The organism is Micromonospora noduli, from assembly GCF_003264365.1.
Classification (GTDB): domain Bacteria; phylum Actinomycetota; class Actinomycetes; order Mycobacteriales; family Micromonosporaceae; genus Micromonospora; species Micromonospora noduli.
Map to the genome: position 1 here is coordinate 51,001 of NZ_PYAK01000009.1, position 13,400 is coordinate 64,400.

Annotated in this window: 15 protein-coding genes and 1 tRNA gene; 8 read left to right on the forward strand and 8 right to left on the reverse strand. The window is 67.2% G+C overall.

Translation table 11 applies throughout. From position 1 onward, the window contains the following. Window positions 1-24: 24 nt before the first annotated feature. Window positions 25-669, reverse strand: coding sequence for an FMN-dependent NADH-azoreductase (locus GUI43_RS09750; RefSeq protein ID WP_225855377.1), 645 nt, complete (start codon window positions 667-669; stop codon window positions 25-27). An 82-nt stretch (window positions 670-751) separates the two neighbouring features. Here GUI43_RS09750 and GUI43_RS09755 point away from each other — a divergent pair, with 82 nt between their 5' ends. Then, the gene (locus tag GUI43_RS09755) at window positions 752-1,231 is read left to right on the forward strand and encodes a MarR family winged helix-turn-helix transcriptional regulator (RefSeq protein WP_112581693.1); all 480 of its coding nucleotides are present in this window, start codon (window positions 752-754) and stop codon (window positions 1,229-1,231) included. A gap of 72 nt (window positions 1,232-1,303) precedes the next feature. Here the strand turns inward: GUI43_RS09755 and GUI43_RS09760 are convergent, their stop codons facing one another. Continuing rightward, on the reverse strand, window positions 1,304-2,317 hold the full coding sequence (locus tag GUI43_RS09760) for a potassium channel family protein (protein WP_030329269.1): 1,014 nt from the start codon (window positions 2,315-2,317) through the stop codon (window positions 1,304-1,306). Between the two features lie 166 nt (window positions 2,318-2,483). On the opposite strand from GUI43_RS09760, the gene GUI43_RS09765 reads away from it, so the two are divergent. The 5 genes from GUI43_RS09765 (at window position 2,484) to GUI43_RS09785 (ending at window position 6,875) form a co-directional block, all read left to right on the forward strand. Then, window positions 2,484-2,996, forward strand: a complete 513-nt coding sequence (locus GUI43_RS09765) for a SigE family RNA polymerase sigma factor (RefSeq protein WP_249037692.1) — start codon at window positions 2,484-2,486, stop codon at window positions 2,994-2,996. A gap of 11 nt (window positions 2,997-3,007) precedes the next feature. After that, complete coding sequence (locus GUI43_RS09770) at window positions 3,008-4,126, forward strand: hypothetical protein (RefSeq protein WP_112698582.1); 1,119 nt, start codon at window positions 3,008-3,010, stop codon at window positions 4,124-4,126. A gap of 113 nt (window positions 4,127-4,239) precedes the next feature. Beyond that, the gene (locus GUI43_RS35020; protein WP_112581695.1) at window positions 4,240-4,737 is read left to right on the forward strand and encodes a helix-turn-helix domain-containing protein; all 498 of its coding nucleotides are present in this window, start codon (window positions 4,240-4,242) and stop codon (window positions 4,735-4,737) included. A gap of 137 nt (window positions 4,738-4,874) precedes the next feature. Next, a complete protein-coding gene (locus tag GUI43_RS09780; RefSeq protein WP_091394861.1) occupies window positions 4,875-5,474 on the forward strand; it encodes a ClpP family protease in 600 nt (199 codons plus the stop codon). Between the two features lie 84 nt (window positions 5,475-5,558). Continuing rightward, window positions 5,559-6,875: a M23 family metallopeptidase gene (locus GUI43_RS09785; protein WP_112698583.1), complete on the forward strand. Its 1,317-nt coding sequence runs from the start codon at window positions 5,559-5,561 to the stop codon at window positions 6,873-6,875. A 21-nt stretch (window positions 6,876-6,896) separates the two neighbouring features. Here the strand turns inward: GUI43_RS09785 and GUI43_RS09790 are convergent. Then, window positions 6,897-6,969, reverse strand: a tRNA-Arg gene (locus GUI43_RS09790). A 1,132-nt stretch (window positions 6,970-8,101) separates the two neighbouring features. Between GUI43_RS09790 and GUI43_RS09800 the strand changes: the two genes are divergently transcribed. Continuing rightward, window positions 8,102-9,181 (forward strand): GTP pyrophosphokinase, encoded by a 1,080-nt coding sequence (locus GUI43_RS09800; RefSeq protein WP_170158701.1) that lies wholly within the window; start codon window positions 8,102-8,104, stop codon window positions 9,179-9,181. 73 nt (window positions 9,182-9,254) lie between these two features. Continuing rightward, a complete protein-coding gene (locus tag GUI43_RS33455; RefSeq protein ID WP_146765876.1) occupies window positions 9,255-9,998 on the forward strand; it encodes a GIY-YIG nuclease family protein in 744 nt (247 codons plus the stop codon). Between the two features lie 679 nt (window positions 9,999-10,677). Here GUI43_RS33455 and GUI43_RS09805 read toward each other — a convergent pair. From GUI43_RS09805 to GUI43_RS34500, 5 genes are all read right to left on the reverse strand, one after another. Further along, a complete protein-coding gene (locus tag GUI43_RS09805) occupies window positions 10,678-11,142 on the reverse strand; it encodes a PPC domain-containing DNA-binding protein (protein ID WP_112698585.1) in 465 nt (154 codons plus the stop codon). 70 nt (window positions 11,143-11,212) lie between these two features. Beyond that, window positions 11,213-11,662, reverse strand: coding sequence for a SitI3 family protein (locus GUI43_RS09810; RefSeq protein ID WP_112698586.1), 450 nt, complete (start codon window positions 11,660-11,662; stop codon window positions 11,213-11,215). Window positions 11,663-11,675: 13 nt separating this feature from the next. Then, window positions 11,676-12,062: a CdiA C-terminal domain-containing protein gene (locus tag GUI43_RS09815; RefSeq protein ID WP_249037709.1), complete on the reverse strand. Its 387-nt coding sequence runs from the start codon at window positions 12,060-12,062 to the stop codon at window positions 11,676-11,678. A 209-nt stretch (window positions 12,063-12,271) separates the two neighbouring features. Beyond that, the gene (locus GUI43_RS09820) at window positions 12,272-12,799 is read right to left on the reverse strand and encodes a DUF6244 family protein (protein WP_112698588.1); all 528 of its coding nucleotides are present in this window, start codon (window positions 12,797-12,799) and stop codon (window positions 12,272-12,274) included. A 49-nt stretch (window positions 12,800-12,848) separates the two neighbouring features. Beyond that, window positions 12,849-13,313 carry a hypothetical protein gene (locus GUI43_RS34500; RefSeq protein ID WP_249037693.1) on the reverse strand — a complete coding sequence of 155 codons (465 nt, stop codon included), beginning with the start codon at window positions 13,311-13,313 and terminating at the stop codon, window positions 12,849-12,851. Window positions 13,314-13,400 lie beyond the last annotated feature (87 nt).

The following is a 13,400-nucleotide window of genomic DNA, read 5'->3' on the forward strand; positions in this document are numbered from 1 at the left end:
GCTCTCGTCAGTACCGGCACTGCCTCAGCGCTGGGCGGTGGCCGGCGTCCACAGGTTGTCGATCTCCTTCTCGGCCGCCGCGAGACTCGCCTCGTGCAGCGGGATCAGCTCGGCCATCGCCGGCACCGACGGCGCCAGGGTCAGCTCGGCGCTGATGAAGCGCGGCTGCATGCCGGTCATCGACAGGCCGTGCGGGAGCCACGGCTCGGCGTGGTCCCAGCCGTAGCGAGGGGTGCCCTCGCCGTAGCCGCCGCCCCGGGTGGCCAGGACCACGAACTCGCGCCCACCGAGCAGGCCCTCCTGCGTCGTCGGGTCGTACGCCAGCCCGGGAACGATCAGGTGGTCGACCCAGGACTTGACGCTGCTGGGCGCGCCGAAGTTGTAGAGCGGCAGGCCGAGCAGCACCACGTCGGCCTGCTTCACCTCGTCGACGAGCCGCTCGCTGAGCTGCCAGGACTCGCGCTGGGCCGGCGTGTGCTGATCCGGAGGGGTCATTCGCGCCAGCCCACCCTCCGAGTCCAGGTGCGGCAGCGGCTCGGCGCCCAGGTCCCGGTAGGCCACGGTGCCGTCCGGGTGGGCCGCACGCCATGCGTCGACCGCGCGGGAGGTGAGTCGCCGGCTGACCGACCAGTCACCGCGGATGCTCGAATCAATATGTAGCAGGTGCATCATTCCTCCTCTAGGAATCGTTCGTGAAGCAGCAACTATTTATAGCAGGCCGATGTTCCGCAGGGTCGGTAGACTGGGTCACATGTCCGCGCAGCCGCTCGACTCCTCCGAGCACCGCTCGGGCGCACTCCTGGACCATCTGGCCCGGCGGATGCGACTGCGGTCCGAGTCGGTGCTGGCGCCGCTGGGGCTACGCCCCCGGCATCTGGTCGCGCTCACCGTGCTGCGCGCCGGCGGCGGCACCGGGCAACAAGCGCTCGCCACCATCCTGGAAATGGACAGCACCAACATCGTCGGGCTGCTCAACGACCTGGAGGCGAAGCAGCTGATCGAGCGTCGGCGCTCGCCCGAGGATCGCCGCCGACACGTCGTCGAACTCACCGAAGATGGGGCAAAACGCCTCAGTGAGGCCGAATGCGCCCTGGCCGGCGCCGAGGACGAGGTGCTGGGCGCACTGGATCCCGCCGAGCGGGAGACGCTCTACAAACTGCTCAGCCGGGCCTCCGCCGGCACGGCAGTCAACTGCACCGAGGCGATCTGCGTCGCCGACGACGCCTGCTGACGCCGCCTCACCACAGCGGCGACAGCGGCGCCGTCATGCCAACGGTCACACCGGCCGATCGCGGTGGGACGATCAGGCGGTGGTGGCCGACTGGGGGCGGTCGTCGCGTACGTGCACCAGCATGTCGCCGGTCTCGATCACCGCTCCGGCCCGGTCGGCCAGGGTGACCACCTTGCCCCGCCGCACCAGGGCGATCACCAACGACTCCAGCTCGCGCGGCGAGCGACCCACCTCGTCCCGTTCGGCGGAACGCATCGCCAGCGCCATGCCCTGGCCGGGAGTGAGCAGGTCCTCCACCACGTCGATCAGCGGCGGCGCCGACGTGGACAGGCCGAGCAGCCGGCCCGCCGTGGCCGAGGAGACGATCACATGGTGCGCGCCACTCTGCTTGAGCAGCGGGGCGTTCTCCGCCTCCCGGGCCGCCGCGATGATGCGGACCTGCCCAGCGGTGAGCTGCCGAACCGTCAGCGCGACCAGCACCGACGCGTCGTCGCTGTCGGTCGCGATGATCACGGCCTTCGCGCTCTTGACGTGCGCCTCGTTCAGCACCGACGAACGGGTCGCCGAGCCCTCGATCGCCACCAGCCCGGCGGAGGTGGCCTGCCGCAGGGCGGCGGCACTGCGCTCCACCACCACGATCCGCGAGCGGTCCAGACCGTTCTCCATCAGGGCGGAGACAGCGCTGCGCCCCTTGGTGCCGTAGCCGCAGATGATGACGTGGTCCTTCACGGCTCTCCTCCACCGCGACAGGCGACGGCCGGTCCGGTACTGCTCGGTCAGAACTTCCAGGGTGGTGCCGACCAGGATGATAAGGAAGATCACTCGGGCCGGGGTGATGAAGAGGACGTTGACCAGCCGGGCTGACGGCGCGGCCGGGGTGATGTCCCCGTAGCCGGTGGTCGAGAGCGACACGACCGCGTAGTAGAAGCAGTCGAGGAGGGTGAGGCCGTCCTCGTTGACATCGCGGTAGCCGTCCCGGCCCAGGTAGACCGCGGCGACCACGGCGAAGACCAGGCCCAGTGCGGCGGCGAGCCGAAGGCTCAGCGCGCTCAGTGGGCCCCGGCGCTGCGCGGGAAAATGGATCACTGTCGAACCTGCTCCCCCGCCGTCGCCTGCACGCCCACAACATAGCGGTTACACCGCCGACCGCACGCCCGGGTTGCTGCGGGCAACCGGCGGCGCGCCCGCACCCGACTACCGGACGACAACGACGAACCGGTGCAGGCCGGCAGACGGAGGGGGCGCGACCCTCGTGACGACGAGCGGCAGACGGCGAGCCGAGGCCGACGACGAATACACCGAGTACGTCCGGTCCCGGATGGTGCAGTGGCGGCGCACCGCCTACCTGATGTGCGGGGACTGGGACCGGGGCGACGACATCCTGCAACGGGTGCTCACCGAGCTGTACCGCTCGTGGGCACGCGCCCGGCAGGCCGACCACCTGGACGCGCTGGTCCGCACGATGTTGGTGCGGCGACTGATCGACGAGCGGCGGTTGCGGTGGGCGCGGGTCCGCCTCGGCGCCGCGCTGCCCGACGTGTCCAGGGCCTTTGCCGACCCGACCGACCGGATCACAGTGGTGGGCGCGCTGCGGCAGGTGCCGCCACGCCAACGCGCGGTGCTGGTGCTGCGCTACTTCCAGGACCTCAGCGTCGAGGAGACCGCCCGGGCCATGGGCTGCTCGACGGGGACGGTGAAGAGCCAGACCGCCAAGGGCCTGGCCACCCTGCGCACCCTGCTCACCCCCACCCTGACCGCGAACTGAGAGGAGCGACGATGCTGGACGAACGCCAGATCGGCGACCTGATGCTGACCGAGATCGAGTCGGCCGAGCGGCCCTCCGTCGTGCTGGACGTGGAAGGGGCGATGAGCACGGCACGGCGGCAACGGCACCTCGCTCAGGGTGCCGGCGCCGCGCTGCTGGCGGTGGCGCTGACCGTCGGCGGGCTCACCCTTCCCAACCTGCTCACCCCGGACCGACCGCCGGCCCCCGCCCCGCTCGGCACGGCACCCGCCGGTGGCGAGACCGGCCTGCCGGTCGCGCTCACCACTGTCGACCCACAGCGGGTGTACGTCCGGTTCGGCTGGCTGCCGGACGGGCTGCGGGATCTCCAGTACCAGGCCGGACTGCTCCTCTCCAGCCCGGGTGTCCACCTCGGCGCGTCGAACGGCCGCACGGACGACCAGCGACAGTTCGTGGCGGTCTCGCTTCTCCCGAAGGGCGTGCAACCGTCGGCACCCCAGCGCGACAGCGCTGAGCCCGCCGTGGCCGGTGCCACCGAGGCAGGCCCTGAGCTGAACGGTGGGCCCAGTGTCTTCGCCAGCTATTCCGGTGCCGAGAAGCCGGAGGCGATCCTGCGTTGGCGGTACGCCCCGGACGGCTGGGCGCAGCTGCGGATGGTCGGGGCCGGGCCGGACGTGCGAGCCGCGGCGACGCACGTTGCCCGGTCGCTGCGCTTCGGCTCCGACCCCGTCCCGATGCCGGCGACGGTGGCGGGCGTCCCGGCCAACCTACGGTTGATCACGCTCGACGTGAACGAGTCACTGGACGAGCCCCGATCCTGGTACGCCGGCTGGACCTGGACCGCACAGCCCGACACCGCCGAGCCACAGTGGCAGCGGGCCCGGACGTTGTCCGTCGGCGTCTCCCGCTACCGCAACGTCACCGATCCCACCGACAAGGCGTACGTCGACCCGAACACCACAGTCGGTGGGCACCAGGCGCGGTTCAGCGGGGAGGACGGCAACGAGTCGCTGACCGTCTACGACGTGAACGGGGCGAACGTGACGATCGACGACAGCGCTCTGCTTCCCACCGGTGGCACTCGGGCACTGTTCCCGACGATCACGCTGGTGGCCGACCCGGCCGCCTGGCACACCCACCTGCACCGGTGAGAGCCCCGGGCCCGCGCCGTCGGAGCGGCGCGGGCCCCGACGGGTCGGTCCGGACGGCCGGGGACGGGCATGATGAGGGTGTTCCCGACGACGACCGCGAAAGTGAGGCCGGCATGTCGTTGCTGCGACGAGTCATCGGCGGAGTGCTCCGCCGCCACCGCCAGCGTCAGGGCCGCACGCTGCGAGAGGTGGCCGCGTCGGCCGACGTCTCCGTGCCCTACCTCTCGGAGGTCGAGCGAGGTCGAAAGGAGGCCTCGTCGGAGGTGCTGGCGGCGATCTGCCGGGCGCTCGGCATCAGCCTCGCCGACCTGCTCGGCGAGGCCCGCGACGACATGCGCCGGGTCGAACCCCGCCTCCCGGCCGCGCCGCGCGCCGCGCTCACCCACCTGGAGCGGGTCGACGCGACTCGCCGGGAGATCGGCAACGCCACACTGCTGGTGGGTCCACGTGTCGGCGGGTTCGTCCTGCACCGAGGGCCGGTGGCGAGCGAGCCGACCCTCAGCGTCGACGGAAAAGCCTCCGCTGGTGGCTTGCGCCCCGGTCCGCGTACCGCCGCCCTTGCTGACTGCGCACAGACCCGGCTGGGCCTGCGGCGGGTGACCGTCGCGTAGGCCGCGTGGGTTCTGCCGTCGGCGGATCTGCCGGCGGCAGAATCACTGGGCCAGCCACCGTGGTCGCCCGCACGCTGAAGAGGCCGGTCCCCCGGGTGGTCCCCACCGCCCGCCGGCACGGCGGAAGGCGGCGGCACATGATCGGGTACGACGTGCGGATGTTGGAGGGCGGGCAGCCGTCCTTCGGTGACCAGGTGTTCGAGCGGCTGCTGCGGGAGCGGATCGTCTTTCTCGGCACCGAGGTCACTGAGGAGTCGGCCAACCAGATCTGCGCGCAGATCCTGCTGCTCGCCGCCGAGGACGACGACCGGGACATCTACCTCTACATCAACTCGCCGGGCGGTTCGGTGAGCGCGGGAATGGCTGTCTACGACACGATGCGCTACGTCCGCAACGACGTGGCGACGCTGGCGCTCGGGTTCGCCGGCTCGATGGGGCAGTTCCTGCTCTGCGCGGGTACGGCCGGCAAGCGGTACGCGCTACCGCACTCGCGGATCATGATGCACCAGCCGTCCGGCGGGATGGGCGGAACCGCCGCCGACATCACCATCCAGGCGGAGAACATGCTGCACGTGAAGCGGACGATGCAGGAGCTGATCGCCCAGCACAGTGGACGAACCCTCGACGAGATCCAGCGGGACTGGGACCGGGACCGTTGGTTCACCGCCGAGCAGGCCCGGGAGTACGGCCTCATCGACCAGGTGGTCACCCGAGCCGAACAGCTGCCGACGCTCTGATCAACGCCTGGTGGCTCCGGTACCGCCAGAGCACCCCACCCATTAGCCTCCGTAGATATGTTGGCGGGCGCAGAAGGAGTGGGAATGACGGACGGCCACGAAGGCAGCTGCTGCGGCGGCGACACGACCACCTCCGCCGTGAGTCGCCGCACGATGTTGCGCGCGGCGGTGCTGGGTGCGGGTGCCATCAGCACCGGTGGCCTGCTGGTTCCCGAGGCCGCACAGGCCGCGCCGGCCATCTACAACCCGTTCAGCGCCTACCCGATCACCGATACCTGGGAGGGTCACCTCCGCCGTGGGTCACTCGGCGGCATCGACTTCGGGATGGGGGTGGGCACGGCGTTGCCGGCCTGCGGCGCCGGCACCATCCAGAACATCCCCAACAACGGCACGGGTGGGCACACCGTCACGATCCAGCACGCGGACGGGTACCGAAGCCAGTACCTGCACCTGTCCCAGTTCCTGCTGGCCAACGGCACCAGCGTGGGTGCGGGCACGATCGTGGGCCGCTCCGGCGGCGCGGCCGGCGCACCCGGCTCGGGCAGCTCGACGGGCCCGCACCTGCACTGGCACATGATCGACCCGGTCGGCACCCGGATCAGCCCGCTGGTCTTCATCCAGCAGAACCCGGCCGACCAGCCCCGTCAGGTGTTCGAGGCGGCCAGCAACGCCGGCTGGCGCGCCCTGCCGGTCTCCGGCAGCGCGGGTGCGGTGACCGGCACGGCGACGACCGCGATCACAGTGGGCACCACGAAGATCCTCTACACCCTCAACGGCGGCCGGATCCACGAGGCCGCCAGCAACGCCGGCTGGGCCAACCTGTGGACCGGCATCCACGGCGCACAGGGCAGCGCACTGGCCGCGATCAGCCTCGACGGGGTGAAGCTGGTCTACAACGTCGTCGACGGGTACGTGCACGAGGCCGCCAGCAACAACGGCTGGCGCAACCTCAACACCGGCATCGGCGGGGCAGGCTCGTCCTCGATCTCGGTGATCGCGCTGAACGGCGTCAAGTACGTCTACAGCATCGTCGGCGGCTATGTACACGAGGCGCACAGCGCCAACGCCTGGCGGAACCTGAACACGGGCATCCCGGCCTCGGCGGTAGCGGCGATCACAGTGGGCAGCACGAAGATCCTCTACACCCTCAACGGCGGCCGGATCTACGAGGCCGCCAGCAACGCCGGCTGGGCCAACCTGTGGACCGGTGTCCACGGCGCACAGGGCACCTCGCTGGCCGCGCTCAACGTCAACGGGGTGAAGCACATCTACAACGTCGTCGACGGATGGGTGCACGAGGCCGCCAGCAACAACAGTTGGCGCAACCTCAACAGCGGGGTCCGCGGCACGCGGGCAGCCGCTCTGGGGCTGGACGGAGTCAAGCTGATCTACGCCGCCTGACTGACCCGCTGCTCTATGACGTGCCCCCGGCAGGATTCGAACCTGCGACACACGGTTTAGGAAACCGATGCTCTATCCCCTGAGCTACGGGGGCGCGAGGGCACAGTCTAGCGACTTGGGCGTTCACCTGGGGTGGCAGGGAGTGGCCCACGTTCACCCGCGTTCCCTGGATTGCCGTTGTTCCAGCCCAGGAACACACGCGGAGCACACGAACCCCGGTTTGCGACCGGCGGTCGACGCGCTGACCCGCGTTGGCACCGGTTCACCCCGGTTGGGATCCGCTGGAGAGCACACACCGCGCACATCATCGATGATCATCATGCGCGTTCTCTCGGCCCAGGATCCGTCGGCCAGGCGCCGGACGGCGGTGACCGACACGGTGTCAGTCCTCGGCCTCACCCCCGCCGACCGAGCACGTCGGCGGAGGCTTGGTTCATAGGGTTGGTGCCATCCGCCGACTGCAAGCCGTCGCCTGCCTCGGACCCCTCGCCTTGGACTTCCCACACGCCAACCAGGCCCTACGAATCCGCCGACGACGCAACAACCCGGCCACCGGACGGAAATTCATCGTCACCGTCTACGCCATCGCCAGCCTCACCGCAGCCTAGGCCCGCCCCCGACCTCGCCGACTGGCTCCGAGGACACTGGCCCATCGAGGCCCTGCACCACATCCGCGACGTCACCTTCGGCGAGGACGCCAGCCAGGTCCGCACCGGCAACGCCCCAAAGGCCATGGCCGCCCTACGCAACACCGTCATCAGCCTGCTCCGACAGGCCGGCGTCACCAACATCGCCAAAGCCCTACGCCACAACAGCCGAAACACGGACCAGCCCCTCCAACTACTCGAAATCACCTGAAACGGCCAAGTCCCTACCTTGCAGAAGCCGTGAGAGCACCAGTTCTCTGGGCACGTCGGTCATGGCGCGATAGGCAATCACATGAAGCCCTTCGAAGGGCGTCGACCTTGTCTCGATGAGCTACCCGTCGATGGGATCCACGCCATCTCGAGCGCTGTCCGACCCGACCAGGTATGCGCGCGTCAATGAGGTCCGACCCGGACTCCGCGCTGAGATCACGTCCCTGCGCCAACGCCCCCACTCGACTGCCATGTCATCGCTGGTCAACACCGCACCGTCGTATCGAGCCCCCTGCCAAGTCGCCTAGAAAGCCCGTGTTGGATAATCCGAACAGTCGTGGTTGTCTTCATCGGCGCACGGAGTCCGAAATGATCATGTTTAGCGACGAGGAGTGGGCTGAATGTTCCCGTGGTCTAAACGATCTTGGACTACGCGTGGGGCAGATCATCTCGACCCTGTCAAGCGAGGTTGACGTGACCCCTCATTCGATAACACATAGGGTCAAAGACAAACACAGTGCAGCCAGAAAGATCGCCAAGAAGCGCGAAACGAATCCCACGTACGGCCTGTTCAGCTTAACTGACGTTCTCGGGATCCGTGTCATTACATATTTTAGCGACGAGGTAGACCACATCGCGACGGCCTTAAGTCGTGAATTTGTTGTAGATGAACTGAACTCAATTGATAAACGGAAGTCGCTTGCGGCAGACCGGTTTGGATACATGTCACTGCATTACGTTCTCGGCCTCAGTCCTGCTCGCGCGACGATGCCGGAGTACCGTCAGCACGCTGATGTTTCATTCGAAGTGCAGATCAGGTCCGTGTTGCAGCACGCGTGGGCGGAAGTGGAGCACGACCTTGGCTATAAGTCTGTCGGGGACGTGCCTACTATACATAGGCGCCAGTTTTCAAGGCTGGCAGGCACGTTGGAATTGGTGGACGAGCAGTTTTGTGCGCTTCGCAGTGAACTGGGGACTCCTCGAACACTCAATGGACCGTCAGACGAGGTCGCCCTCATGGATGAGTCGATCTCTTCGGAGTCACTGGCAGCCTACGCCGAGCGCTCGACATTGCTTCAATTCAACGAGCGCTTTGCGCGCATTCACGCGGTCGAACTCGGCCCGTTCGAACCGGCGGCCCTGAACCGCCTCGTAGTGAACCTAAATTTATTGGGTGTTCGCTCGGTGGCCGATCTGGAACATCTTCTCGTGAGTCACTTTGAGAGTCTTTACAGACTTATGGAAGCGCGTTACCTGCTAGCACGCGATCGGGGGGAATCCCCTGCCGTGACCGTCACGACGCCGCTCTTGTACCTGTTGCTGTTCAAGATTGCGGACATGGGCGAGCCAGAGGGCAGGTCCGCGTTCGAGAAGATATGGAAGGCGTCCTCCTATGATGAGTATATGAGATCAGTTTTCTCGGCAATGAAGGGAGTGCGTCGTGTCTAGTCAGGATGGCACCACGCCTGAACTTCCCCTGCGGCCCGCTCACCACGATCGGCATTCTCAGGGGGAGCCCGTCGTGTCACTTCCGGCCGATGCGGTAATGGCAAGCTCATTACTGCCCTCGGACGCACAACTAATTCGTGAGGCCATCTCCGCGCTGATGCAAAGCCCGGACCCGCAGCGGCCTGGGCAAGCTATAGGTGGATCAAAGGCTGGCATCTACGCATTCTATGATTACGATAAGGAACCCATCTATGTCGGCCAGACTGCTGTGGGGTTCGCGATTCGCTTAGGGCGACACCTCATGTCTGGCCGCTCAGATGCCGTGGCGCAGTCAATTCTGGATCCATTCGAGATCCGCGAAGTGGCGCTTTGGTCGCTACCGCACATTGGCGATATGCCAGCCAAGGAGCGAAAGGCGGCTTTAGATCCATATGAGTACACCGTCTTCGAGCGACTAGTGAGTGAAAGCTCGTTCCACGCGCTTTTGAACGAGAGACTCGTCCCGCCGTCAACGGTCGTCGATCTCCCTGATCCTTTCGTCGGGGTAATCGTTCCGGACGAAGTCTTTCCGAATCGCAATCATCCGGACGTCCGCATCGCGCGCCGTGTGCAGACAATGTCACAGCTTGCCAAGTTCATCTGTGAGCGGAAGGTCTCGCTGGGGCTGCGAAGGACGCTCGCGACGCAGGCACTAAGACTTGAGGAGATAACCCGGCGACGCCTCAATGCGCTGACACAGGTGGACCGCCATCATGGATTTGAGCGCGGCGGCACCTTAGAAGTCTTCGAGAAAGAGCCAGACGGTTCGCTCTTCTGATTCCACCCTGCGGGAGGCAGTAAGGTGATCTCGGCAAGAGCCAGTTTGTCCGTGGTCAACGACAACCTTGCTTGACCGCCATTTAATTCGATCAGCCGGTTCAAGAAGTGTTCGGATGACCCGTAGGTAAGGAGGAACGCTTCGGAGTGGATGCGCTGATAGCGGCGGCTGCAACTTCGCGGGGGTCATCTCGATGAACAGAGGCCAAGTCAGCTGGAACCACCAGCCGGTTAGCCAACTCATCCGGCGGCATCAGCACACCGTCCGGGCGCTCTGATCTGAGCCGCGATGATGGTGCCCTGCGAGCCGCAGGTCGGCCCCTCCGGCAGGAGGACTCGGCGTAGGTAGTTCTGCTCGACGAGGGGCGCGGCTACGGCTGTAACTGTCGGGCAATGCTGCTCTTGCCTGCACCGGAGTTCCCGGCTGAAAGTCAGAATCGTGCCGAGGCTGCAGGTATGGCATATGGTTCACGGCGGCGGTCCCCCCAGCCGATGGGTCGGTATAGCTGCGGCATCGGTGTCGCGTTGGTCGGCGGCTTCATGGCCAGGAGTGTCATCCGGGGCCCCGGCCGGTGAACCGCCGCTGGGGTAGAGGCGTCGCGCCCGCGTAGCTACGGAGACGCCGTGGCGGAGGGCAACGTTTCGGTCGGCGCGGCGGGCGTGGATGCCACACTGGCCTGTCAGTGGTCGCCGATCCGCAACAGCGGCACGTCGTAGAGGCTCGCCTCGGGGATACGACGCATGACGGGCGCAGCGACCTCGATGATCAGCATCTCGGTGAGGAACTGGACCGTAGCGGCGAGCAAGTGACTGGTGTGGCCGGTCGCGCTGTGCTCCTTGAGTCCGACGCTGACGTGGATGTGCGGCGCGATCCGGTCGTGGGCGTCGTCGTAGGCGATGGTGCCGCCGCCGAGCGCTTCGACGTTGGTCAGGTGCACCCGGTCCCAGACCGGGGCTTGGGGGTCGTCCAGACGCTGGCAGGTGCCGACGATCTCGACCGTGCTGAACCCGGCGATGAAGACGGGGATGTAGCCGTGCCGGATGCCGTTGGCGCGGCAGGCGTCAGCGAGGGCGGTGAAGAAGTCCTCGCCATGATCGAAGGTGACGCCGATCATCCGTCCGGGCGTGAGGTCATGGCTGCGCATACTGAGGCACTTCCGGTCGGGTTGGTCGGGGGAAGTGGCTGTGGTGGGTTCAGCCGAGGACGTACGCCCGTCAGAGGTGAAGAATCCTGTCGTAGTCTTCGTCGTACCAGCCGTCGGTGTTGTGCTTCTGGATGGTCCCCGCGATGCGCGTCAGCATCAGTACGTCGCCGTTGAGGGTCAGGGCGGCGTCCTCGGCCCTGCCGGTGAGGATTCTGGCCACGGTTGCCAGCATATGGGGCTTGCCCTTGTCGACCAGGGTGTCCTTGCGCATGTAGAAGCTGACGTCGACGTAGGTCTCCGGCTCCCATTCCCACAGGGCGCCATCGTCGTCCTCGGCACTGCAGTAGCCGTGCCTTCCGCCAGTGATGTCCACGACGTACCCGCAATCGTCGTTCAGGTCGGCGCTGAGCATCCTGCCGCCGGACGCCGTGGACGTCTCGACTGCTCCGGGAGCAGCCAGTTCCGCCACCTGCTCCAGTGGAATGTCGCCCGCCAGCGTCAACCGGTACTCGACAGCCATTTGCACCCCTTCGTCAGTCTCGCCGGATGATCTGAATGATCGCACCGTCGCGCGTTACCGCCGCCAGTTCCTTGAGCCCTGCTACGGGCCAGTCGTGGAACTGCTTGTGCAGGGCGGCGAGGTCTCCTCGCCAGTCGTGGAGGTTCAACATCACGCGTTGGGTCTGCTCCGTGTCGACCTTCCTGGACACGGCGCTCCAGACGGCGCGGGGCGGCACGGGAGCGGTGGGCGCGTAGCAGTCGAAGACATGCCCCTCAATGAGGAAGTCGGGTGCCTTTTCCGGCCTCCCCGAATCCCCGGTTTCGAGTCGCGCGTCCGCGACCTCCTGCCCCGTGGGGTTCTGGTGAACCCGGTACCCCTTGCCGGCGACCCTGTCGGCACACTCGTTCTCCAACTCCAGGGCACGCCGCTCCCGTGGCTTCTCGTTCGCGGAGATCCGGGTTCGACGTCCGGTAGGCGACCCACCGCCGACGCCGGTGGGACGCCTGGTCCACGGGGTTGCTGCGTCAGGGTCCGTGGAGACAGTTCTGCCCAGGGTGGGGGCCGTCGGGGATGGGCTGCCGGTGGTATGAGGGGCGGGGCTGGCCGGTGGATGACCGCCAGCCCCAGTCAGTTTCCCGACGACCCCAACTGCCGGGCCTGCGCGATCGCCCCTTCGATGGCCTGCCGGGCCCCGCCGGTGCGCTGAACGACCAGTACCAGGACCTGCTTGATGGCCTCCAGGGCCTGCAACAGCGGCCCGGGCTGCCCACCCTGCAGGACCACGGCGACGAGCTGCTGCGCCTCCCCGACTCCGGTGATAGCCCCGGCCGCCGCGTCACGAGCGGCGTCCACGGCGGTCAGCACAGGCGCCAGCCCGGCGATCGTCTCCTGCGGGGTGGCCTCATTCGGCACGGCCGCGGTCGCCTTCGCTGCCTCACCGATCGACCCGGCAAGACTTCCCAGGGCACCCTGGATGCCCGTGATCGCGTTACGCACCCGCGCCACACCCGCCGCCACGGCGACGAAGCCGGCGCCCGCAGCCCGCAACGCCACCTCCTGCGCCTGACTGTCGGCGGCGGCTGCCAACCCCTGCGCGCGTTCGACCCCGGTCATCAACGCGCGGAACTCACCGGTGATCTTCTCGATGTGCGACACGTGGCCGGCATCCCCAATCGATGACAGTAGAAGTGCTCGACAGCTGAAACTACCTGGCGTTCCTAGGGGGCCCACCGTCCCGTGTCAGCCCGTCGCCGGTAACGGTGTCGACGAGGTCGAGGAGGCGGTGGGCCGCGTTGATCGCGGGGCGCATGACCTCGGTGGCGGCTTGGTCGACACGTTCGTCGAGGATCTGCCGCAGCGTGACGATCTCGACGCCGGATGGAAACCCCAAGTGTCGAGTGATAGCGACATGGCGCTGTCCGTCGCCACGGGCGAGATACTTCGCGGCCAACTGCACCAGGAGCAGGATGCTCGCCGGGTGATTCGCGTCGGCACCGGTGGAGTCCGGGGTGCGGTGCTGATCCAGCAGCGGCATGAACGCCAAGCCGGTGCGAGGTGGTGGTGATTCGCGATACAGCAGGAGCCGACCGTCGGAGGGTATAGCGGCGGTGGTGACGGGCCACAAGTAGAGATCGATCAGAATGGGTAAGGCGGCCAGCTCGACGCACACGGTCACGTATCCGCCACCGGCCGGGGGCTTTGCAGGGCTTACCTCTGGTGAACAGCAGCCGGCCTGGCAAATGCAGGCCGGCAACCG

Bases quoted from the DNA above. Each gene is read 5' to 3' on its own strand.
- GUI43_RS09750 (WP_225855377.1), bottom strand. From the start codon at position 669: ATGCACCTGCTACATATTGATTCGAGCATCCGCGGTGACTGGTCGGTC.
- GUI43_RS09755 (WP_112581693.1), top strand. From the start codon at position 752: ATGTCCGCGCAGCCGCTCGACTCCTCCGAGCACCGCTCGGGCGCACTC.
- GUI43_RS09770 (WP_112698582.1), top strand. From the start codon at position 3,008: ATGCTGGACGAACGCCAGATCGGCGACCTGATGCTGACCGAGATCGAG.
- GUI43_RS35020 (WP_112581695.1), top strand. From the start codon at position 4,240: ATGTCGTTGCTGCGACGAGTCATCGGCGGAGTGCTCCGCCGCCACCGC.
- GUI43_RS09780 (WP_091394861.1), top strand. From the start codon at position 4,875: ATGATCGGGTACGACGTGCGGATGTTGGAGGGCGGGCAGCCGTCCTTC.
- GUI43_RS09785 (WP_112698583.1), top strand. From the start codon at position 5,559: ATGACGGACGGCCACGAAGGCAGCTGCTGCGGCGGCGACACGACCACC.
- GUI43_RS09800 (WP_170158701.1), top strand. From the start codon at position 8,102: ATGATCATGTTTAGCGACGAGGAGTGGGCTGAATGTTCCCGTGGTCTA.
- GUI43_RS09805 (WP_112698585.1), bottom strand. From the start codon at position 11,142: ATGCGCAGCCATGACCTCACGCCCGGACGGATGATCGGCGTCACCTTC.
- GUI43_RS09810 (WP_112698586.1), bottom strand. From the start codon at position 11,662: ATGGCTGTCGAGTACCGGTTGACGCTGGCGGGCGACATTCCACTGGAG.